12 protein-coding genes are annotated in these 23,661 nt (G+C 59.1%); 6 read left to right on the top strand and 6 right to left on the bottom strand.

All coding sequences use genetic code 11. The annotated features are described in order from the left end of the window. Positions 1-75 precede the first annotated feature (75 nt). Genes recC through recD form a run of 3 tightly spaced genes read left to right on the top strand, consistent with a single transcriptional unit; the run spans position 76 to position 9,631 of the window. Positions 76-3,660, top strand: a complete 3,585-nt coding sequence (recC, locus tag MARHY_RS00060) for an exodeoxyribonuclease V subunit gamma (RefSeq protein ID WP_014420006.1) — start codon at positions 76-78, stop codon at positions 3,658-3,660. Then, positions 3,657-7,382 (top strand): exodeoxyribonuclease V subunit beta, encoded by a 3,726-nt coding sequence (gene recB / locus MARHY_RS00055; RefSeq protein ID WP_041654399.1) that lies wholly within the window; start codon positions 3,657-3,659, stop codon positions 7,380-7,382. Before recC ends, recB begins: the two co-directional genes overlap by 4 nt. Beyond that, positions 7,379-9,631, top strand: coding sequence for an exodeoxyribonuclease V subunit alpha (gene recD, locus MARHY_RS00050; protein ID WP_014420004.1), 2,253 nt, complete (start codon positions 7,379-7,381; stop codon positions 9,629-9,631). Before recB ends, recD begins: the two co-directional genes overlap by 4 nt. A 9-nt stretch (positions 9,632-9,640) precedes the next feature. On the opposite strand, the gene MARHY_RS00045 is transcribed toward recD, so the two are convergent. After that, entirely contained in the window at positions 9,641-11,434 is a 1,794-nt protein-coding gene (locus MARHY_RS00045) for an ABCB family ABC transporter ATP-binding protein/permease (protein WP_041654398.1), read from the bottom strand. Positions 11,435-11,662: 228 nt separating this feature from the next. Here MARHY_RS00045 and MARHY_RS00040 point away from each other — a divergent pair, with 228 nt between their 5' ends. From MARHY_RS00040 to MARHY_RS00030, 3 genes are all read left to right on the top strand, one after another. Further along, positions 11,663-13,435, top strand: coding sequence for an ABC transporter transmembrane domain-containing protein (locus MARHY_RS00040; protein ID WP_014420002.1), 1,773 nt, complete (start codon positions 11,663-11,665; stop codon positions 13,433-13,435). An 88-nt stretch (positions 13,436-13,523) separates the two neighbouring features. Further along, positions 13,524-14,801 carry a 4-aminobutyrate--2-oxoglutarate transaminase gene (gabT, locus tag MARHY_RS00035; protein WP_014420001.1) on the top strand — a complete coding sequence of 426 codons (1,278 nt, stop codon included), beginning with the start codon at positions 13,524-13,526 and terminating at the stop codon, positions 14,799-14,801. A gap of 106 nt (positions 14,802-14,907) precedes the next feature. Beyond that, positions 14,908-15,675, top strand: a complete 768-nt coding sequence (locus MARHY_RS00030) for a VC0807 family protein (protein WP_011783587.1) — start codon at positions 14,908-14,910, stop codon at positions 15,673-15,675. Between the two features lie 100 nt (positions 15,676-15,775). Here the strand turns inward: MARHY_RS00030 and gyrB are convergent, their stop codons facing one another. The 5 genes from gyrB to dnaA all read right to left on the bottom strand — a co-directional run bounded on the left by gyrB (position 15,776) and on the right by dnaA (position 23,403). Further along, positions 15,776-18,190 (bottom strand): DNA topoisomerase (ATP-hydrolyzing) subunit B, encoded by a 2,415-nt coding sequence (gene gyrB / locus MARHY_RS00025; protein WP_014420000.1) that lies wholly within the window; start codon positions 18,188-18,190, stop codon positions 15,776-15,778. Positions 18,191-18,261: 71 nt separating this feature from the next. Beyond that, positions 18,262-19,383, bottom strand: coding sequence for a DNA replication/repair protein RecF (recF, locus tag MARHY_RS00020; protein WP_014419999.1), 1,122 nt, complete (start codon positions 19,381-19,383; stop codon positions 18,262-18,264). 102 nt (positions 19,384-19,485) lie between these two features. Continuing rightward, positions 19,486-20,757, bottom strand: a complete 1,272-nt coding sequence (locus MARHY_RS00015) for an ABC1 kinase family protein (RefSeq protein ID WP_023007665.1) — start codon at positions 20,755-20,757, stop codon at positions 19,486-19,488. A gap of 18 nt (positions 20,758-20,775) precedes the next feature. Beyond that, a complete protein-coding gene (gene dnaN, locus MARHY_RS00010) occupies positions 20,776-21,879 on the bottom strand; it encodes a DNA polymerase III subunit beta (protein ID WP_014419997.1) in 1,104 nt (367 codons plus the stop codon). Between the two features lie 60 nt (positions 21,880-21,939). After that, the gene (gene dnaA, locus MARHY_RS00005; RefSeq protein ID WP_011783582.1) at positions 21,940-23,403 is read right to left on the bottom strand and encodes a chromosomal replication initiator protein DnaA; all 1,464 of its coding nucleotides are present in this window, start codon (positions 23,401-23,403) and stop codon (positions 21,940-21,942) included. Positions 23,404-23,661 lie beyond the last annotated feature (258 nt).

Below are 23,661 nucleotides of genomic sequence, written 5' to 3'. Positions count from 1 at the left end.
CCTCTGCGAATCCGGGAGCGCTTAAGGTAAGCTGTTTGCCATCCATTCCAGCGAATTCCGCAGCTAAGGACACCCATGGCCGCCATTGAACCCGGCTTTCACGCCATCCACGCCAACCACCTGGAAGACCTGCGCCGTGCCGTGGTCTATATCTGCCGGCAGAACCCCATGCCGCCGCTGCAGAGCGAGACCTTTCTGGTGCAGAGTAACGGCATTGCCCAGTGGCTGAAGCTGGCGCTGGCGGAGAAGCGCACCGAGGATGGCGTGGAAGGCGGCCTGGGCATTGCCGCCGGCATGGATTTCCTGTTTCCTGCCCGGTTCATCTGGCAGGCCTATCGGGCGGTGTTGCCCGACGGCGAAGTACCGGAGCAGTCCCCCTTCGACAAGCGCCGCCTGGTCTGGCGGCTGTACCGATTGCTGCCGGAGCTGGTGGGGCAGGATGAGGCGTTTACGCCACTGGCCCGATTCCTGGACGGCCGCGATACCGACCTGCGCAACTTTCAGCTGGCCGAGAAAGTGGCCGACCTGTTCGACCAGTACCAGGTGTTCCGGGCCGACTGGCTGGCGGCCTGGGAGCAGGGCAAGGATGTGGTAATCACCGCTCGGGGCGAGGAGAAAGCCCTGGATGCGGAAGCCTGCTGGCAGCCGCTGCTCTGGCGCAAGCTGGTAGCAGATACAGGCAGCGAGGCCCACACCAGCCGCTCGCAGATTCACACCCGCTTTATGGAACAGGGCCAGCGCATCAGCGAACCGGCTAACCCAGCCCGCCTGCCCAGACGCATCGTGGTGTTCGGGGTCTCGTCTTTACCCCGGCAGGCGCTGGAAGCCCTGTATGTCCTGAGCCGGTTCAGCCAGGTGGTACTGTGTGTTCACAACCCCTGCCAGTTCTACTGGGCCGACATCATCAGCGACCGGGAACTGTTAAAAGCCGAACGCAAGCGGGGCGCAGCACACCCGGTGTTGTCGCAAATTGACGACCCGGACCAGTTGCACCAGCACGCCAACCCGTTGCTGGCGGCCTGGGGAAAACAGGGCCGGGACTACATTCGCCTGCTGGATGAGTTCGACAACCCGGACGACTACCGCGCCAGTTTCCAGACGCCGGGCCAGAAGATCGACATCTTCACCGACCATGGCGATGTGGATACCCCCTGCCTGCTGCACCAGTTGCAGAACGATATCCACAACCTGACGCCGCTGCAGGAAATCCGCCAGCAGCAGCGCACGGTGGATCTGACCCGCGACCATTCCGTGGTGTTCCACGACGCCCACGGCCCCCAGCGGGAAGTGGAGATTCTGCACGACCAGCTGCTGGCTGCGTTCAATGCCGATCCGACGCTGCGGCCCCGGGATGTAATTGTGATGGTGCCTGACATCAACGTGTACGCGCCTCATATTCAGGCGGTGTTCGGTCGCTACTCGCCGGGCCGCAAGCGCCACATTCCGTTCACCATTTCCGACCAGGGACAGCGCCACCACGAACCCGTGCTGATTGCCCTGGAAACCCTGATGTCATTGCCCCGAAGCCGCTTCGGTGTGAGCGAAATCATCAGCTTGCTGGAAGTAGCCGGCATCCGCGACCGCTTTGACATCAGCGAAGACGACATCCCTCTGGCCCGGCGCTGGGTGGAAGGCGCCAATATTCGCTGGGGCCTGCATGGCAAGCACCGGGAAAGCCTGGACCTGCCGGCAGAGCTGGAACGCAACACCTGGCAAGCCGGGCTGCGCGCCATGTTGCTGGGTTATGGCATGGGCGATGACCAGCCCTGGGGCGGGGTAGAGCCCTATGGTGAAATCGGCGGCCTGCAAGCCAGCCTGGCCGGTCGCCTGGGCGAATTCGTGCACCAGCTGGAAGCCCTGTGGCAGGCACTGCAGGCCACCCGCACGCCGGGGGAATGGGAAGCCCTGTTCTCCGCCATGCTGGAGCAGTTTTTCCACAAGGTGGAAGGCCAGGACCTGCTGTTGCTGAACCGCTTCCGCCGTCAGTTGGAGCAGTGGCTGGACGATGCCCTGGCCGCCGGACTGGAACAGCAACCGCTGCCCTTGAATATCGTCAAGGATGTGCTGCTGCAGGGCCTGGATGAGGGCGGCCTGAACCAGCGTTTCCTCGCCGGCAAGGTCAACTTCGCCACCCTGATGCCGATGCGGGCCATTCCGTTCCGCAAGGTATGCCTGCTGGGCATGAACGACGGCGACTACCCTCGCTCCCGGCCGCCGGTGGATTTCGACCTGATGGCCCAGGATTACCGGCCGGGGGACCGCTCCCGCCGGGAAGACGACCGCTACCTGTTTCTGGAAGCCTTGTTGTCCGCCCGGGAACAGCTGTACATCAGTTGGGTGGGGCGCAGTATCAGGGACGACTCTGAACGGCCACCCTCGGTGCTCATCGGCCAGTTACAGGACCACCTGAACAGTCTGTGGACAGTAGCGGGGCAACCGGATGGTTCTGTTACCAAGGCTCTGACCACCCAGCATCCGCTGCAGCCTTTCAGCCGGGACTATTTCCCCAGAACCAACGGCGTGGGCGACGGTGAAGAGACCCAACCCAAACCCCTGGCCGATGTGCTGCAGGCCCGGGGACTGTTCACCTATGAACGGGAATGGCGCAGCGCTCATGCCGTGGATAACCCGGAGCAGAGCCGGGAAGCGCTGCCGTACCAGACGCCCGAAGAGCCCATCAGCCTGACGGAGCTGGCGAATTTCCTGAAAAAGCCCATCGACACCTTCTACCAGCGCCGGCTACAGGTGCGCTTTGAAGCGGTGGAAGAAGACGACACCGATAACGAAAACTTCGACCTGAACGGCCTGGACCGCTGGCGCCTGGACAACGAGCTGATCCAGGAGGGTGTCGTCAAAGCCGCCAGTGAAGAGGAGTTGCACGAACGCCTGGAAGCCACTCTGGACCGTATGGCCCGGCGGGGCGACTTGGGTATGGGGGTGACCGAACATCGCCTGCGCACCGAGCTGGCCGGCCGCCTGCCAGACCTGTTTCAACGCTATCGCGGCGCGCTGACCGAGTGGCCGGAAGCAGTGGCCGAGCCCTTACCGTTCGAGTGTCGGTACTCGGATAGCACAGGCGCCGTGGAGGTGGTCGATTTAATCGACAATCTGCGCTGCAACCCTTCAGGACAACTGTGCCGACTGGTGATCGCCAACGCCGGTCTGCTGACCGGCTCCGGTTACTCGAAAAAAGTCCGCTACGCCAACCTCCTGCGGGACTGGTTGATTCACCTGGCCGGGCAACTCAGTGGCCAGCCCTTTGAAACCGTGATCCTGGGCAAGGAAGAAGGCCGTAAATTCCACTTCCCGGTCATGGCCCCGGAGCAGGCACAAAAGCACTTCGAAGCCATTCTGGGCCGCTGGATGGAAGCCACCACCCGGACCCTGCCCATTCACTGCGAAGCCGGCTTTGCCTGGATCACCAGTTTCTATGGCGGCAAGAAATTTATCGGCGACCACGAACGGGCCATCAGTGAAGCAGAACAGGCCTATTCCACCGCCCTGGACCGGGACACCGGCTACCTGCTGGGTGCCTTCGAAAGTCCCGAGGCACTGATGGCGAGCGGCGAGTTTGAAGCCCTGCTGCATCAGCTTTATGTGCCTCTGTGGGAAGCCGAACAGGGCAAGTCGGCGGCGGAGCAAATCGGGAGCATGGAATGACGGAACAGAGAACCAACCGAAACCCGAGTCTGGACCCACTGGCCCTGCCCCTGAACGGCAGCGCGCTGATCGAGGCCAGCGCAGGCACCGGCAAAACCTTCACCATCGCCATCCTGTATGTGCGCCTGGTGCTGGGCCATGGCCAGGCAGAAGACAGCCCGCTGCAGAACCTGTTGCCGCCTAACCTGCTGGTGGTCACCTTTACCGACGCCGCCACCAAGGAGCTGCGGGACCGCATCCGCACCCGGCTGACCCAGGCCGCCGAGGTGTTTTCCGACGCCGCTGACCACCTCGAACCCATCCCGGAAACCGCACTTATCCACAAGCTGCGGGATGACAGTTACCCGGACCCGGCCAGGTGGCCCGACTGCCGCAAGAAACTGCTGCTGGCCGCCGAATGGATGGACGAAGCGGCGGTATCCACCATTCACGGTTTCTGCAACCGCATGCTCAGCGAACACGCCTTCGACAGCGGCAGCCTGTTCAAGCTCACCCTGGAAACGGACCAGAGCGAACTGCTGGACGAGGTGGCAAGGGATTACTGGCGCACCTTCGTTTACCCCTTACCACCGGCCCTTATGGACGAAGCCCTGAGCCACTGGAAAACCCCCACCGACCTGCGCAAGGCGGTACGTAACCTGATCGACGACCCGGATGCTCTGGGTACACCGCCCCAGAGCGTACACGAAGCCATTGACCAGGTGGTCAGCGAACGGCTCGCGCGGGCCGGTGAACTGAAAGCCCACCCCTGGGCCCAGTGGCAACAGGAAGTCACTGACCTGCTGAACGATCTGAACAAAGGCAAGCGCCTGCACGGCGGCAGCAAGAACGCCATGCTCAAGGTGTGGGAATTTCTGGTCGCCTGGGCCGAATCCGACGAGCTGTTGCCGGAGAAGCTGGACAGCGCTGCCGGTTACAAGAACCAGACCCCCGAGGGTCTGGACAACATCCTGAAAGGCGACGACCAGGCACCCCATCACCCGGCGTTTGACGCCATCGACGCCTTGCTGGCATTCGGCCAGAACCCACCCAGTGCCAAGTCCGACATCCTGCGCCACGCCAGCCACTGGATTGCCGGGCGGCTGGAAGCGGAAAAGCAGCAGCGCTCGGAAATGGGCTTTGATGACCTGCTCACCCGCCTGGATGACGCGCTGCATGGCCCCCGCGGGGACCAACTGGCCGCCACCATCCGCCGCCAGTTTCCGGTGGCGCTGATTGACGAGTTTCAGGACACCGACCCGGTGCAGTACCGCATCTTTAACCGGATCTATAACGTCGAAGCCAACCAACCGGACACCTGCCTGCTGATGATCGGCGATCCGAAACAGGCCATCTACGGTTTCCGGGGCGCCGATATCCACACCTACCTGCAGGCCCGCCTGGGCGTGCAGGCACGCACTTACACCCTGGGCAAGAACTTCCGGTCCGCCGAAACCATGGTGAGCGCCGTCAACCGGGTGTTTGAGCACAGCGACCAGTTCAGCGCCAGGGGCGCCTTCCTGTTCGGTAAGGGCGACAGCACGCCGCTGCCGTTCCAGGGCGTCGATGCCAATGGCACCAGGCGGCTGTGGTCGGTGCAGGGTGAAGTCCAGCCCAGCCTGGTGTTCTGGGCCCACGAATCCGGTGAAACCGACAAAGAGGGCAACCCAAAAGGCCTCGCCAAGGGCGCCGCCACGGCTAAAATGGCCGAAACCTGTGCCAGTGAAATCGCCCGATTGTTGACCCTGGGGCAGGGAAGGCAGGCCGGCTTTGCCTTGCCAGACAGCCCGAATGACCTCGAACCCGTTGAACCCAGAGACATTGCCGTACTGGTGAATAACCGCAACGAGGCCGCTGCGGTGCGGGACGCCCTCGGCCGGCGGCGCATCAAGAGTGTCTACCTGTCGGACCGGGATTCAGTATTGACCTCACGGGAGGCGAACGAGGTACTGTGCTGGCTGCGCGCCTTTGCCGAACCCCGGCAGTTGGCCTTCATCCGGGCTGCGCTGGCCACACCGACCCTGGGCCAGAGCTGGCAGGCACTGGATCGGCTGCTCACCGACGAGCTGATACTGGAACGGGAAATCGAGCGCTTCCAGCGCTACCAGCAACAGTGGCAGAGCCAGGGCGTATTGCCCATGCTGCGGAGCTTTCTGATGGACTTCGAGGTTCCTGGCCGCCTGCTTCAGCGTTCTGACGGTGAGCGAAGACTAACTGACATCCTGCACATCGCCGAACTGCTGCAGCAGGACAGCCTGCAACTGGACGGCGAACATGCCCTGGTGCACCACTTCACCCAGATCCTGCGGGCGGCAGACGAAGAAGACGAACACCGCACCCTGCGCCTGGAAAGCGACGCCGGTCTGGTAAAGGTAATCACCGTGCACAAATCCAAGGGCCTGGAATACCCGCTGGTATTCCTGCCCTTCGGCACCGCCTTCCGGGCAGAGAACCCGAAGCAGGCGTATGTTCGCTACCACGACGACACCGGCAAGCTGGTGACCGTGTTCGATCCGACTCCGGAAGACATTGAAAGGGCCGACCAGGAACGCCTGGGCGAAGACATCCGTAAACTCTATGTGGCCCTGACGCGGGCCCGGTTTGCCACCTGGGTGGGCGCGGCGGCTGTGGATAACTGGTATCAGAGCGGCCTGGGCTATGCGATTGCCGGAACACCGGAGCAGTCCATTAGCCAGGCTCTGGCCTCACTGGCCCAGGGCCGCCCGGAAATCCGGATTTCCCCGCTGCCGGAAGCCGGAAACACAATATTCACCGAAATGGCCCCGGACGCCCTGGGCCCGGCGCTGATCTCCACGCGGGAAGCGAAGGAAGACTGGTGGATCGCCAGCTACTCCACCATCGAATACACCGGCATGACCGGCACCGGTATTACCTTCACCGGCGAGGTGGAAGACGCCCAGACCCAGAACCTGCTGGAAGAAAGCGCCCAGGAGCATGTGGAAGAGGCACCCGCCGTGCCCGCCATACGCAACCACCACCATTTCCCCAAGGGCGCCGGCCCCGGCACCTTCCTGCACGAATTGCTGGAGTGGTGCACGGCCCAGGGCTTCCAGCGGGTTGTGGATAATCCTGAGCTGTTACACGAACAGCTGGCCCGCCGCTGCGGCACCCGGGGCTGGGGCGACTGGGTGGAACCCCTGCAACACTGGCTGCTGGCGCTGATCCGCAAACCGCTGCGGCTGGATCGCGACGGCCGGGAAACCGCCAGCCTGGCACAGTTGGCCAATCTGCGCCCGGAGCTGGAGTTCTGGTTTGAAAGCCGTAACGTCAGCATCCATAAACTGGACAAACTGGTCACCCGTTACACCCTGAACGGCGCGGACCGGCCCCGGGCCGAGGCCAACCGCTTCAATGGCATGCTCAAGGGCTTTATCGACCTGGTGTTTGAACACAAGGGGCAGTATTACGTGCTGGACTACAAATCCAATGCTCTGGGCGAGGACGACGACGCCTACACCGACCAGGCCATGGGCCAGGCGATTCTGGACAAACGCTACGACCTGCAATACATCCTCTACCTGCTGGCCCTGCACCGGTTGCTGAAGGCCCGTTTACCGGGATACGACTACGACCAGCACATTGGCGGCGCGGTGTACCTATTCCTGCGAGGGGTGAACTCCGCCAGCGGCGGCGCCTTTACCGACAAGCCCCCCAGGGTGCTGATCGAACAACTGGACGCCCTGTTCGATGGCGAGCCGGTGTCCGGGGAGGTGGCTGCATGAGCCGTACCCGCCATACCGAAAACCAGTTTGCCCTGGACCTGGGTGACGACACGCCAGTGAACCGGGCGGCCACAGAATCACCGGAGGCTGTGGATAACTCCCAGCTGCTGGCCCATTCTGACGACACCGAGGCGCTGTTAGGGCAATGGCAACAGGCCGGCTGGATTCGCCCGCTGGATACCGGCTTTGCCCGGCTGATCAGGGAACTCAGCGAAGAGCAGGGCGAACGCCCGCAACCACTGGTGCTGCTTTTGGCGGCACTGACCTCGCACCAGGTGGGCCGGGGGCACGTATGCATCGATCTGGCCACGCTACTCGACGATGCCGGCCAGACCCTGGCGCTGCCGCCGGAAGAACCGGCCAATACCGGCCTGTCTGAGAGCGAGGTGGCCAACCTGCAAGGGCGCTATCCACAGGAACTGCTGTCACGGGTACAGCTAACCGATTGCCTCGCAGCCCTGCAGGGTTCTCTGGCCGTGAGCGATGGCTCCGTGCCGGCACCGCTGGTACTGAACGGCACCCGACTGTACCTGCGCCGGTTCTGGCGTTACGAACAACGCATTGCCGAAGGCATTCAGCAACGACTGGCCTTGCTATCGCCGCTGGCCGACCCGCAATCGGCGGCCTCGCAAACCTTATCCACAGCGCTCAGCAAACTGTTCCGGTCCACAGAGCCGGTGGATTATCAGAAACTGGCCTGCGCCCTGGCCGCCCGTAACCGCTTTGCCGTGATCACCGGTGGCCCGGGTACCGGCAAGACCACCACCGTGGTGAATCTTCTGGCAGCCCTGCAGGCCGTGGCCGGGGAAAGCCCGGAGCGGGCAGGGCGCAAGTACCGTATCCGCCTGGCCGCACCCACCGGCAAGGCCGCCGCCCGGCTGAACGAATCCATTGGCGGTGCGGTCAGCAAGCTGCCACTGGCCGACCTGCCCGGCTCCGTGCAACTGGAGGACATTCCCACCAAGGTCACCACCCTGCACCGGCTACTCGGTAGCCGGCCAGACACCCGCCAGTTCCGACATCACCGAGACAATCCGTTGCTGGTGGATATCCTGGTCATCGATGAGGCCTCCATGGTGGATGTCGACCTGATGGCCTCGGTATTCGATGCCCTGCCCGCCAGCGCTCAGCTGATCCTGCTGGGCGACAAGGACCAGCTGGCCTCAGTGGACGCCGGTGCGGTGCTGGGGGAACTTTGCCAACGGGCCCTGGACGCCCACTACACGCCGGATACTGCCCGTTGGCTGGCTGCCATCACCGGCGCGCAGGTGCCGGATAGCCTTGTGGATAACTCCGGCCAGCCACTCGACCAGGCGGTGGCGATGTTGCGCAAGAGCTACCGCTTCGGACAGGACAGTGGTATCCGTCAACTGGCAGAAGCCGTAAACACCAGCGAGCTCACCAGCCAGGTACTGGGTCAGATCCGGGACGCCGGGTTTGATGATGTAATCTGGCTGAACGGCCAAACACCAAAACCCGATCCGGATCAAACACTTGAGCTGATCTGCTACCACGCCATCACCGGCTCACCGGAGGCTTTCCGCAACGCCGGCCAGGGCCGGGTGGTGAATGGCGAGGCGCTGCCAACACCGGTGGGCTATCGCCATTATCTGGAAGTTATCCACAGCTGTGATTTGACCGCCGACAGTCCCCGGGAAGCCTGGGATGCCCACGCCGCTGAGGTGCTGGAAGCCTTCAACGATTTCCAGGTGCTGTGTGCGTTACGCAAAGGCCCTTGGGGCGTGGAGGGCTTGAACCAGCGTATCGCCCAGAAGCTGCTGGCTGAAAAACTGATCGACAAAACCGACGGCTGGTACGCCGGCCGGCCGGTGCTGGTCACCGGCAACGACTACAACCTCGGCCTGATGAACGGGGATATCGGCCTCACCTTCAGTGTACCCTGGGATAAGACCGAAACCGGCGAGCCAAAAGCGACCCTTCGGGTAGCCTTCCCGAGCGGTGACAGCACCAGCGGCATTCGCTGGATTTCCCCCAGCCGTTTGCAACAGCTGGAAACGGTATACGCCATGACGGTGCATAAGTCCCAGGGCTCGGAGTTCAACCACACCTGCCTGGTGCTACCCGATAGACTCAGCCCGGTACTCACCAAGGAACTGGTCTATACCGGCATCACCCGGGCCAAGAACTGGTTCAGCCTGATTACCGGCGATGCGCAGGTGTTCAAAGACAGCGTAAGCCAACAGGTGGTGCGGGCTTCAGGACTGGCGCTTCGGCTCGGGGAGCAATAGCCCCGGGCATCAGTTATCCTCACTCCGATGTTGCTGTTCCCAAAGACGGGCGTAATGACCATCGCGGGCCAGCAACTCGTGATGGCTGCCACTTTCGACAATCCGGCCCCCGTCCATCACCAGAATGCTATTGGCATCGCGAACTGTGGATAACCTGTGGGCAATCACCAGGGTAGTACGCTGGTGGCTGACCTCTTTCAGGGCACCGAGGATGGCCTGTTCGGACAAGGAGTCCAGGGAGGAGGTTGCCTCGTCCAGAATCAGTATTGGCGGGTTTTTCAGGATAACCCGGGCAATGGCCACCCGCTGTTTTTCGCCGCCAGACAACTTGAGGCCGCGCTCGCCGACTTTCGTTTCGTAGCCTTCTGGAAGGCTGTGGATAAAATCTTCCAGGTGGGCCATGCGCGCGGCCCGGTAGACTTCTTCCTCGGTCGCTTCGGGGCGGCCATACGCCAGGTTACGGTAAAGGGTATCGTTGAACAGTACGGTGTCCTGCGGTACCACCCCGATGGCAGAACGCAGACTGTCTTGGGTGACCGATCGAATATCCTGGCCATCAATCCGGATAGCGCCGTTATCGACCTCGTAGAAGCGGAACAGCAGCCGGGCTAGGGTAGACTTGCCGGCACCGCTGGCGCCCACCACCGCCACGGTATGGCCGGCAGGAATAGTGAAGCTAACGTCTTGCAGGATCAACCGGTCCGGGCGGTAGGCAAAGTGGATATGTTCGAAGCGTACCTCTCCGTTATCCACAACCAGGGGCCTGGCATCCGGCGCGTCCTGGATTGCCGGTTGGTCACCCAGCAGTTTGAACAGACGCTCCACATTCACCAGGGCCTGGCGAATTTCCCGGTAGACAAAGCCCAGGGCATTCAGAGGAATGAACAGCTGGATCAGGTAGGCGTTGATCATGGTGAAATCACCCAGGGTGATTTCGCCGCTGGCCACTTCGCCCACCGCCATGGCCATAATGACGATCAGCGCCACGCCGATGATCAATGCCTGGCCAGCGTTCAGGGTGGCCAGCGACAGGCGGTTCTTCAACCGAGCCTTTTCCCACTCATCCAGGTCCTGATCGTAAAGCTCGGCTTCATAACGTTCGTTGTTGAAGTATTTGACGGTTTCGTAGTTGAGCAGGCTGTCGATGGCCCGCGAGTTGGACTGGTTGTCCCGGGCATTGGCTTCCCGCACGAACCTGGTTCGCCACTCGGTGATCCTGATAGAGAACACCACATACACAACCACCGCCACCAGAATGGCGACGACATACCCGACGTTGAACACCACCAGCAGGATGCCCGCCACCAGCAGGATTTCCAGGATGGTAGGCACAATGTTGAACAGGGTGAAGCGCAGCAGAAAGCTGATGCCGTTGGTGCCGCGTTCAATATCCCGGGCCAGGCCACCGGTTTTACGGTCCAGATGAAATCCCAGTTCCCTCTGGTGCAGGTGTTCAAACACCCGCAGAGAGACCCGCCGCATAGCCCGCTCCGCGACCCGCGCAAACACGGCATCCCGCAATTCGCTGAACAGGGTGGCACCAAAACGCAGGCTGCCGTAGGCCACTACCAGGACAACCGGAATCCACAGCAGCATGTCGGCTCCTCGGTTCTGGTCCAGGTAGTCGACAATGTATTTCAGTGCCACCGGGGTGGCGACGGTGGCCAGCTTTGCCAAAACCAGCATCTCCATAGCCAACGCGACCCGCCCCCTGAATTCCAGAAGATACGGCCACAGCCCGGAAATAATCGACCAGTCGGGCTTATGATCGGCGGGGTAGTCGTTGTCGGCGTAAGCTCTCAAAAAGCTATCTCCATGGTTAGGGAGCGCCTGGGTCCGGTAGGGCTTTCCGGGACCGTCAAAAGCCAAGGATGGCTTTTGTCGAGCGTACAGGGACGTATTTACAGCGTGTCCCGGAAAGCCCTACCGGACCCAGGTGCTCAGACTCCAAAGTTAAAGGCTATGATACGTCTTCAATGGAGAACAAATCGTAAACCAAACGGCTTAATTAAACTTTGATCGATCAGGAGAGTGACCATCAGCCCCAACCATCGTAAAGCTCTAAGACTTGTCATCGAGTTTATCAGTCCCTATCGACGCGCGGTTGTAGGGGCACTGGTGGCACTGGTTATTACTGCCGGCATCACTCTTGGTCTGGGCCAGGGCCTGCGCATTCTGGTCGATCAGGGCCTGGCCACGCAGTCTCCGGAAAACCTCGCCAAAGCCATAGGCCTGTTTTTCGTGCTGGTACTCGGCCTGGCCTTTGGTTCGTTTGCCCGATTCTACCTGGTGTCCTGGATTGGCGAGCGGGTGGTGGCGGATATTCGCAAACGGGTATTCAATCACCTGATCGATCTCACGCCCAGCTTCTTTGAACAGAACCGGGCCCTGGAGATTCAGTCCCGGTTTACGGCTGACACCACCGTACTGCAATCGGTGATTGGCTCCACCGTCTCCATCGCCCTGCGCAACACGCTGATGCTTATCGGCGGGCTGATTCTTCTGTTTGTCACCAACGCCAAGCTGGCCAGCATCATCCTGCTGGGGTTTCCGCTGGTGATTGCGCCGATCCTGTTTTACGGCCGCCGGGTGCGGGCGCTGTCCCGACTGAGTCAGGACCGGGTGGCGGATGTTGGCAGTTATGTCGGGGAGAATCTCAGCCAGATCAAAACCGTACAGGCCTTCAATCATCAGCCTCACGATCGCCGCTACTTCGCCGAGGTCTCTGAAAAGGCCTTCGATATTGCCCGGCAACGGATTCGCCAGCGCGCCTGGCTGACCACACTGGCGATTTCCCTGGTAATGGGCGCCGTCGGTATTGTCATCTGGATTGGCGGGCTGGACGTGATTCATGGCCGGATCTCACCGGGGGAGCTGGCAGCCTTTGTGTTCTATAGCCTTCTGGTTGGCGTGGCGGCTGGAGCCATCAGTGAGGTGATTGGCGAATTGCAGCGCGCCGCCGGTTCCGCAGCTCGCCTGTTTGAGCTGCTGCAAACCGAGCCGGAGCGGCGTCCCGAGACAGGAACGGACCGGCTTCCGGGCACAGTGACCGGTGCAATTACTCTGGATAACCTGAGCTTCAGCTACAGCGGGCGCACGGAACGGCCAGCGCTTGCCAGGGTCTCTCTGGAAATCCAGCCGGGTGAAACCCTTGCCCTGGTCGGACCGTCCGGTGCCGGTAAATCCACGTTGTTTGATCTGCTACTGGGTTTCTATCCGCTACAGGACGGTTCTATCCGGTTGGAGGGCATAGACACCGCCAAGGTTCCACTGGCTGACCTGCGACGGTGTTTCGCCCTGGTGACGCAGAATCCGGCCCTGTTTCATGGCACTGTCGCCGATAATCTGCGCTACGCCCGGCCCGAGGCCAATCAGGCTGAGATCGAGCAGGCCGCCCGTATTGCCCACGCCCACGAATTCATCCAGGCCCTGCCACAGGGTTACGACACGCCCCTGGGCGATGCCGGCCAGGGCCTTTCCGGTGGCCAGAAACAAAGACTGGCGATTGCCCGTGCGCTGTTGGCCGACGCTCCGATTCTGCTGCTTGATGAAGCCACCAGCGCCCTGGATGCGGAAAGCGAGCATCTGATTCAGCAGGCCATGCCGGCGCTCACGGAGGGCCGGACTACCCTGGTGATTGCTCACCGGCTGGCAACGGTGCGGGATGCCGACAGGATCGCGGTATTTGACGAGGGCCGACTGCTGGCAGTGGGCAGTCACGACCAGTTGATCCGCGATAACGCGCTGTACCGGCGCCTGGCCAGCCTGCAATTCCGAGACACCGGGAGCCAGACAGAACACTGAGTGCCCCGTTGGTCGGTTTGTGTGTTGGGTGCGTACTCCCTACACTGGTACTAGAAATTCCTAATCCTGACACAGGGAGACACGCAAAGTGAGCAACAAAGAATTGCAGGCACTCAAAGAGCGATACGTCGCCGCGGGCGCAGCAAGCCCCAATGATCAATTTGCAGATCACGCCCTGAACGCAGAGGTCTGGGACGCAGATGGCAAACGCATGATCGATTTCGCCGGCGGTATCGGCGTATTGAACATCGGCCATCGACATCCCAGGGTGGTTGAGGCCGTCAAGGCGCAGCTCGACAAACTGATGCACACCTGCCAGACCGTAATGCCCTACGAGGGCTACGTGAAGCTGGCCCAGAAGCTGAGCGAAGTAGTGCCGGTAAAAGGCCACGGCAAGGTCATGCTGGCCAACTCCGGCGCCGAGGCATTGGAAAACGCGGTCAAGATTGCCCGCGCGGCCACCGGCAAAAACAACGTTATCTGTTTTGACGGCGGTTACCACGGCCGGACTTTCTTCACCATGGCCATGAACGGCAAGGCCGCCCCTTACCAGACCTCCTTCGGGCCCATGCCCGGCCTGGTCTACCGCGCGCCTTACCCGGTGCCTTACCATGGCATTTCCGAAGAAGAGTCCCTGCGTGGCCTGGCGATGACCATGAAAGCCGACTCCCCGGCCCATGAGACCGCCGCCATCGTACTGGAGCCGGTTCTGGGTGAGGGCGGTTTCTACCCGGCCCCGACAAGTTTCCTGAAAGCCATCCGCAAGATCTGCGATGACAACGACATCATGATGATCGTGGACGAAGTGCAAAGTGGCTTTGGCCGCACCGGCAAGCTGTTCGCCATCGAACACAGTGGTGTTGAGCCGGACATCATGACCATGGCCAAATCCATGGCCGATGGCATGCCCATCTCTGCCATTGTCGGCACCGACAAGGTGATGGACTCCTCCGGCCCGAATTCCCTGGGCGGCACCTACACCGGCAGTCCCACCGCCTGCGCCGCCGCCCTGGCGGTGTTCGATGTAATCAAGGAAGAAGACATCCTTGGCAAGAGCCAGCGCCTGGGCGAGAAACTGAGAGCCCGATTCGACCAGTGGCAGGAGCAGTTCACCCATGTGGACAACGCCCGCAATCTAGGCCCCATGGCGGCCTTTGAACTGGTGGAAAGCAAGGATACTCACAAGCCCATGCCGGAACTGGCCGGTGCTATCACCAAGAAGGCAAAAGAGAAAGGGCTGATCCTGCTAAGTTGCGGTATGCACGGCAACACACTGCGGTTCCTGATGCCGGTGACCATCGAAGACGAGGTGCTGGAAGAGGGGCTGAATATTGTTGAGGAATGCCTGAAGGAGGTGGGTGCCTGAACCAGGCGGTTACGTCTGACTTCCTATTCGTCGTATACTGCCGGAAGCTCTTTCCGGCAGTTCCCCCCTCGGGTTCTGCCGTTGATTCACCGATCAGGCGGTAACCATGACGTCCCAGAGTAATTCTCCCACTCCCGACCACCAACCCAGACCCTGGATCGACCTGCTGGTCAGTATCATCATTCCCTCGGTGATTCTGATGAAGTTCAGTGGTGACGAACACCTCGGCAGCGTCAATGCGCTGATCATCGGCCTGGCGTTTCCCCTGGGCTGGGGCCTGTTCGAGCTGGTGCGCTACCACAAGAAAAACTTCATCGCCTTGCTGGGCCTGATCAGTGTCGGCCTCACCGGCGGCATTGGTTTGCTGGAACTGGATGCGGGCTGGCTCGCCATCAAGGAAGCGGCCGTGCCCGCCGTCATTGGTCTGGCGGTACTGGTGTCTACGCGCACCAGGTACCCCCTGGTTCGTACTCTGCTTTATAACCCGAATGTGCTGGACGTGGACAAGATTCAGGCCTCACTGGAAGAAAAGAACTGCGTGGAGGAGTTTGAAGGGCGCCTACTTAAGGCCAGCTATTTCTTTGCCGGCACCTTCCTGTTCTCGTCCATCATGAATTATGTGCTGGCGAAATGGATTGTGGTGAGCCCTTCGGGCACCCAGGCTTTCAATGAGGAACTGGGCCGCATGACCCTGGTGAGCTATCCGATGATTGCCATCCCCTCCATGGTGATGATGATGCTGATTTTCTATTATCTCTGGCGCACCATCCGGCGCCTGACGGGGTATACCCTGGAAGAGGTGATGGCGCCACACCTGATTGAAAAGGAAAAAGAAAAGGAGCGGAAGAGGGCAGAGTCCGGCTCCTCCAAATAGGTTATTACAACACCGGTTTCCGGGTTCCCCGGACACCCATAAAAAAACGGTGGCATCCACAAGGAGCCACCGTTTTTTATTGCCAACAAGGTTTGTCTGATCAGATATCCAGGTTGGTTACTTCCAGCGCGTTGCTCTGGATGAAGTCCCGCCGTGGCTCCACATCATCCCCCATCAGTGTGGTGAAGATCTGGTCGGCAGCAATCGCATCCTCAATGGTAACCTTCATCATCCGGCGGGTTTCCGGATCCATGGTGGTTTCCCAGAGCTGATCCGGGTTCATTTCACCCAGACCCTTGTATCGCTGGATGTTCAGGCCACGCTGGGCTTCCTTCATCAGCCACTCCAGGGCGCCCTCAAAGGACAGCACAGACTGCTTGCGCTCGCCACGCTGGATGTAGGCGCCATCCTCGATCAGCCCCTCCAGGGTCTCGCCCAGGCGCGCAATGGCACCGTACGAAGAAGACTCAAAGAAGTCATGACTGAACACATGCTCATGGGGAATGCCATGCACAAAGATGGTGACCTTAGGCAGGTACAGGCCCCGTTCCTCATCGCGAGTCACAGAGAAGGTGTACTTGGTACCGGTTCGGGTATCCAGATCAAGACCTTCACCCAGGCGCGCCACCCAGCGGGCCACTTCGGTCTCGTCCCTCAGGTGTTCCGGCTTGAGCGTGCTGTTGTAGACCATCTGTTGCAGTACCTTGGCCGGATAGGCCCGGGACAGGCGATCGATCATCGCCATCACTGCCTGATAGTCCTTCACCATGGTTTCCAGGGCGGAATCCTTGATGGCCGGTGCTTCCGGGTTTACATACAGCTGGGCGCCTTCCAGAGCCGTCTGGGTCAGATAGGCTTCTTTCGCCTTCTCGTCCTTCAGGTATTGCTCCTGTTTGCCACGTTTGACCTTGTACAGCGGCGGCATGGCGATGAATACATGGCCGCGCTCGATGATTTCCCGCATCTGGCGGAACAGGAAGGTCAGCAGCAGAGTACGGATGTGAGAACCGTCCACATCGGCATCGGTCATGATGATGATGGAGTGATAACGGAGTTTGTCCGGGTTGAATTCTTCGCGGCCGATGCCACAACCCAGCGCGGTGATCAGGGTGCCGACCTCGGCAGAGGACAGCATCTTGTCAAAGCGGGCTTTCTCGACGTTCAGGATCTTACCTTTCAGGGGCAGGATGGCCTGGGTCTTACGATCACGGCCCTGCTTGGCACTACCACCCGCAGAATCACCCTCCACAATGAACAGTTCGGAGAGGGCAGGGTCTTTTTCCTGGCAGTCTGCCAGCTTGCCGGGTAGGCCAGCGATATCCAGGGCACCCTTGCGGCGGGTCATATCCCGTGCCTTACGGGCTGCTTCCCTGGCACGGGCCGCTTCGATCATCTTGTTAACGATCTGCTTGGCTTCGTTGGGTTGCTCCTGCAGGTACTCCGCAAAGCTCTGATACAGTTCCTGCTCCACCGCCGTCTTCACTTCCGAGGACACCAGCTTGTCCTTGGTCTGGGAGGAGAACTTGGGATCGGGCACTTTCACACTGATGATAGCGGTCAGACCTTCCCGGGCATCATCACCGGAGGTCGCAACCTTGGCTTTCTTGCCCAGGCCTTCATGATCAATGTAGTTGTTCAGAGAGCGGGTCAGTGCTGCCCGGAAACCGGCCAGATGAGTACCACCATCACGCTGGGGAATATTGTTGGTGAAGCAGTAGATGTTTTCCTGGAAGGCATCGTTCCACTGCATGGCCACCTCCACCGCAATGCCGTCTTCCCGTTCACGGTTGAAATGGAAGACACGGTTGATGGCCGTCTTGTTGGTATTCAGGTGCTCTACAAAGGCCCGAAGACCACCTTCATACTCAAAGATCTCTTCCTTGCCTGAACGCTCATCCGTCAGGCGGATACGCACACCACTGTTCAGGAAAGCGAGTTCCCGCAGGCGCTTGGCCAGGATGTCGTAATGGAACTGGATATGAGTGAAGGTTTCCGGAGAGGGAATAAAGTGAACCTTGGTACCGGAGGCATCGGTTTCACCGACTTCGCCCAGGGGCGCATTAGGTACACCGTGGGTGTAGCTCTGCTCATAGACCTTGCCATCCCGGCGGATGGTGAGGGTCAGCGAGGAAGACAGGGCGTTGACCACAGACACACCCACACCGTGCAGACCGCCGGAGACCTTGTAGGAGTTGTCGTCGAACTTACCGCCGGCATGCAACACAGTCATGATGACTTCGGCGGCCGAAACACCTTCCTCTTCATGTAGATCGACCGGGATACCGCGACCATTGTCTTTTACTGTAATGGATTCGTCCGGGTGGATGATGATGCCGATTTCAGAACAGTAACCAGCCAGAGCCTCATCGATGGAGTTATCCACCAACTCAAAGACCATGTGATGCAGGCCGGTGCCATCGTCGGTATCACCGATGTACATACCGGGCCGTTTACGCACCGCGTCGAGTCCTTTGAGGACTTTGATACTGGAGGAATTGTAGTTCGATTCACTCATTAAAAGAGACTCCTGGAGGTGAGCCCAGCCCTGGCGACAGACACGATCATTCGCGAACCCGCCCGGCTCAGCTATTCTTCCGTCAATTGTCCATGTTCCACGTGGAACATTCTGTATTCAGGTGTATCCCCATCGTGCCACAACGTGTCCGGTTCCGGATGCTCAATGGAGGTGATAAACACCTGACAACGCAGTTCCTGTAAGTTGCGAGCCAGCATAACGCGATGACGAACATCCAACTCGGCGTTGATATCGTCCAACAGAAACGTCACCTGTTTGCCAAGATCACTCAACACCTTGCCCTGAGCAATCTTCATCAGGATCACCAGTGTCTTTTGCTGCCCCCGCGAGAACGTTTCCGCCACCGGACGACCACCAAACTTCAGACGGATATCCGCCCGGTTCGGGCCGTACAAGGTGTGGCCCATCCGACGTTCCTGTTCGCGATGGTTGACCAATACTTCGGTCAACGCTGTGCTTCGATCCCAGCCCGGATAAAAGTCCATCTTCAGACCTTCCACCCAGGGCGCATCCAGCTCCGCCAACACCGATTCAAAAGCGATCTTGAAGCGTTGGAAAACAGTTTGCCGGATGTCACTCAACGACTCCGCCAAGGCGCCGTACTGGGAATCCCAGACCCGCATCAACGATTCGTCCAGTCTACCATTTCTCAGCATTTGATTCCGCTGTGACGTGACTCTCTGAACCTGTTGCCACAGGGAAGAAAAGGAAGGTTCCACGTGGAACACTAACCAATCCAGAAACTGCCGACGCTTACCCGGGCCACCAGCAACAATGTCGAATACCCCGGGATCAATGACCGAGACCGGCAGATGCATCGCCAGAAACGAAAGACTGCGAACCGCCTCACCATCTACCCGCAACTGGGTTTCCTTGAGGCTGACATCCCGGGAAATACCAATTCTGTGCTCAACCTTCTCTGAAGACTCTTGCGCCAACAGACCTGAATCCAGTGCCCCGAAGACAGTCAGTTTCGATTGCCCATGAGCCACGACTGCCTGATGCCGGCTGACCCGAAACGACCGGCCAAGGCCAAGATAGCCAATTGCCTCCAGCACACTGGTTTTACCACTGCCATTGGCGCCATAAAGAAGATTGAAGGACGGTGAAAATTCTACAGGCGCAGATAACAGGTTTCGGAAATGCTGTGTCTGGAGTTTGACTAGCGCCATGGGTAACTGAGTGCTCAGGCTGAGAATTCGGACGACCAAAACGAGAAAGGGCGATACCGTTTCCGATATCGCCCTAGTGTACTAGAAACCCCGGTAGACCGGTTAATGAAGCATGGTTAGCCGTTCGTCCATGAACACATCCATTTCTGGCGCCAGGATGTGAACATAGCGGTCGAAATACAAGAACTGCTTGAGCAGCAAGGCGAATTCACGGGGGAAATGCAAACCGTGACTTTCGCCAACCTTTACCATGTCCATAAGGATATTATTCACGTCGTCCTCGGCCTGTTCCACTTCATAGGGCACATCATCCGGCACCATGCGATCCATCTGACGATACAGACGCTGAAGATCAGCAGACAGATCGTCCACCCGCACGGTATGCCGGGTGACGCCAATCCGGATCATGGCGTCGGCCATACCGTCAAAATTGCCCACCATAATCGCGGAAATGAAATCACTCACGGCCTGCCAGGTATCCGGCCTGATACGACCGACAATGCCGAAATCGATAAAACCAACCCGGCCATCCTCAAGCACCATCAGGTTACCGGCATGAACGTCTGCGTGAAAAAACTCGCATTGGGTCAGGCTGGCAAACCAGGTGTTCATGGCGGTTATCAATGTCCGCTCCGGATCCCGGGAAAAGCCTCGAATACTCTCCAGATCCGTCAATGGGACCCCATGGAACCGCTCCATGGTCAGAATCCGGCGAGTACTGCAATGCTCGTACACCCGCGGCACCGTCGCGTCTTCATTGTGGGTGTTCTGCAGAAATTCCCGGAACACTTTCAGGTTGTTGGCCTCTTTGATGAAATCGCATTCTTCCATCATGGTTTTCTGGATTTCATCAACAATACCAGACATGGAGGTCCAGGACAGTTTCGGGGCCAGCGTCTCGAGCATTCGGGCAGACAGGTAAAGGAAGTTGAGGTCCGTCAGCAGAATGTTTTCCACACCCGGCTTCTGAACCTTGATCACCACTTCTTCACCCGTTACCAGGCGAGCAGCATGAACCTGGGCAATGGATGCCGAAGCCAGTGCAACCGGATCAATTTCCGAATACACCTGATCAATAGGGCGACCAAGCTCGTCCCGGATGATCTTCTTGATTACGCTGAAGGGAAGGCTCGGGGTCTTGTCGAGGCAGAACTGGAACTCCTCCACATACTCCTTGGGGAAAAAGGTCGGCGAGCTGGCAATAAATTGTCCCAGCTTGATGTAGGTTGCGCCCAGGCTTTCGAAGGTCTGCCTCAACAGTTTCGGGGCAGGGGGCCGATCGCCCCGAACCCAGTTTACCCCGGTGCGGCCAAGCACAGACAGGGTTTGACCGATCCTGAACGCGCCTTTGATTCCATTCGTTACAGCACCCATAGAGCCCTCCAAACCTGATTACAGTCGCATCGGCATGACAACATACAGGCAACGGTTGTCGTTCTGAGCCTCAATCAGCGCACTGCTGTTGGGATTCGACAACGTAATCTTCACCTGGTCATCATCCAGTGCATTCATGACATCTACCAGATAGCCTACATTAAACCCGATCTGCAGTGATTCGCCCTGATACTCCACCGGCAAGGCATCTTCGGCCTGTTCTTGGTCAGGGTTATTGGCGAACACCTGCAACTGGTTGGGAGAAAGGTTCAGACGCACACCACGGATGTTCTCGTGAGACAGAATGCCCGCCCGCTGCAGGGTACTTTTCAGCGTTGAACGATCAGCCAGTACGGTCTTGTCGCCGCCCCGCGGGATCACCCGGTTGTAATCCGGGAACTTGCCTTCAATCAACTTGGAGGTAAAGGTATAGCTGCCCACCGTCGCCCGCAGATGATTGTCACCGATGACTAGCGTAACCGGCGATTCTTCATCATCCAGAAGCCGGGCCAGCTCCAGCACACCTTTACGAGGCACAATAACCTGCCGCAACTCTGGACACCCGGTATCCAGATCGAACTGGGCCATGGCCAGACGATGACCATCGGTAGCCACAACCCGGGCATGATTCACATCCACTTCCAGCAACAACCCGTTCAGGTAATAACGCACATCCTGCTGGGCCATGGCGAACGCAGTGGCATCCAGCATGCGACCGAGCTCTTTCTGTGGCAATGCCAGACGGAAGCTTTCCGGCTCATCTTCGACATTGGGAAAGTGCTCCGCCGGCAGCGTCGACAGGGTGAAGTGGGAATTTCCGGCGCGCAGATGCAGACGATCGCCTTCCAGTGCCAGATCGATAGGCGCCTCATCCCCCAGGGCCCGACAGATATCCGCCAACTTCCGCGCCGGAACCGTGATACGACCAGGCTGATCCACATGGACTGGTGCTACCCGAGCCACCAGCTCCACTTCCATATTGGTACCGGTCAGTGTCAGCGTATTGTCTTCCGCTTCCAGCAGGACGTTGGACAACACCGGCATGGTCTGTTTCTTTTCCACAACGCCCGCGATGCTTTGCAGCGGGGTGATCAGTGATTCACGGCTGATGGTCAGTTTCATGGCACTCGGCTTCAGTTATCGGAAGTGAATGTATGTGTTGTTCGTACGGGCCACCTTCAATCAGGTGGTCAGCAATCTCATAAAATTCTGATAATCCTCACGGATACCTGGATCGGTTTCCTGCAATTCAACAATCTTTTTACAGGCATGCAGAACGGTGGTGTGGTCACGCCCACCGAACGCGTCGCCAATCTCCGGCAGGCTATGGTTGGTCAGTTCCTTGGCCAGGGACATAGCCACCTGGCGCGGCCGGGTGACTGTGCGAGTGCGGCGTTTGGACAGCAGATCCGCCACCTTGATCTTGTAGTACTCAGCCACCGTTCGCTGGATATTATCGATGCTCACCTGCTTTTCATGCAGGGCCAGGAGATCCTTGAGGCTCTCACGGATAAACGGCGGGGTAATCTCTGAGCCAGTGAAGTGAGCATTCGCTATCACCAGACGCAGCGCCCCTTCAAGCTCACGAACGTTTGACCGGATTTTCTGTGCAATAAAGAACGCGGCCTCGCTGCTGAGTTTCACATTGGCCTGTTCCGCCTTCTTCATCAGGATCGCCACCCGTGTTTCCAGTTCCGGAGGCTCGACCATCACCGTCAGGCCCCAGCCAAAGCGGGATTTCAGCCGCTCCTCCATATCAGAGATTTCTTTCGGGAAACGGTCACAGGTCACGATCACCTGCTGGCCACCTTCAAGCAGCGCATTAAAGGTGTGGAAAAACTCCTCCTGAGAGCGTTCCTTGCGGGCAAAAAACTGGATATCGTCAATCAGCAGCGCATCCACCGACCGGTAATAGCGTTTGAACTCATTGATGGCATTCAGCTGCAGTGCCTTGACCATGTCGGCCACAAACCGTTCCGAACGCAGATAGGCTACCTTCGCGCGCGGGTTGCGACGCACAATCTCATTGCCAATGGCATGCATCAGGTGAGTTTTACCCAGGCCCACGCCGCCATAAAGAAACAGCGGGTTGTAGGCACCACCGGGGTTTTCCGCCACCTGCATGGAGGCAGCCCGGGCCAGCTGGTTCGATTTACCCTCGACAAAGGTATCGAAGGTAAAGGTTTCGTTAAGAAAACTCTGGTGTTTGATATCACCTTCTACCTGCACCGGACGGCGCTCGGCCTGGGCCTTGGGTGCCGGCGCAGACATCGCTCTTGGTGCTGAATCCGCAACAGTAGCCGCAACACTTCTTTCTTCTTCCGTAACGGTCTGCTCGGTTTCTTCCGAGACCCGGACCGGCGGCGCCACTTCGGAGCGAACCACCGGATCTGTGGGCTTGGGCGCAGAGCCCACTTTCATCATGACTCGTGGCGCCTGACCACCATTCAGATCCTTCAATACTTCTTCTATACGGCGAAGGTATTTTTCGTTGACCCAGTCCATCACAAACCGGTTCGGGGCAAACAGCATGAGCTGCCCTTCCCGGTGATCAGACTGAAGGGGCCTCAACCAGGTATTGAACTGCTGTGCGGGAAACTCATCCCGGAGTACTTCAAGACATTGATGCCACATACTGTTCGGCACGACCGCCTGCTCCCGAAAACCTGACTGATAAGGCACCGTTAAACCAACGCCAACCGGTGCCTGAAGTGACCGGAGATTCTAACCTGCACGAGCCTTCAGTAAAAGGCCGGAAACCTTTGTCATAAACACCCTGTGGAAACTTTTCTTCATAGTTTTCATATTGTTTCAGACATATCTACAGCCTTGTGTACAGAAAATGCCTGAAAAAAAGTTATTCACAGAAGCTTGTGCAAACCCGGGGTTCAGTCCTGTGGGAAA

It is taken from the genome of Marinobacter nauticus ATCC 49840 (genome assembly GCF_000284615.1).
Classification (GTDB): domain Bacteria; phylum Pseudomonadota; class Gammaproteobacteria; order Pseudomonadales; family Oleiphilaceae; genus Marinobacter; species Marinobacter nauticus.
Note: the sequence above shows the minus strand (reverse complement) of the source record. Positions and strands in the feature narration are given on the sequence as shown.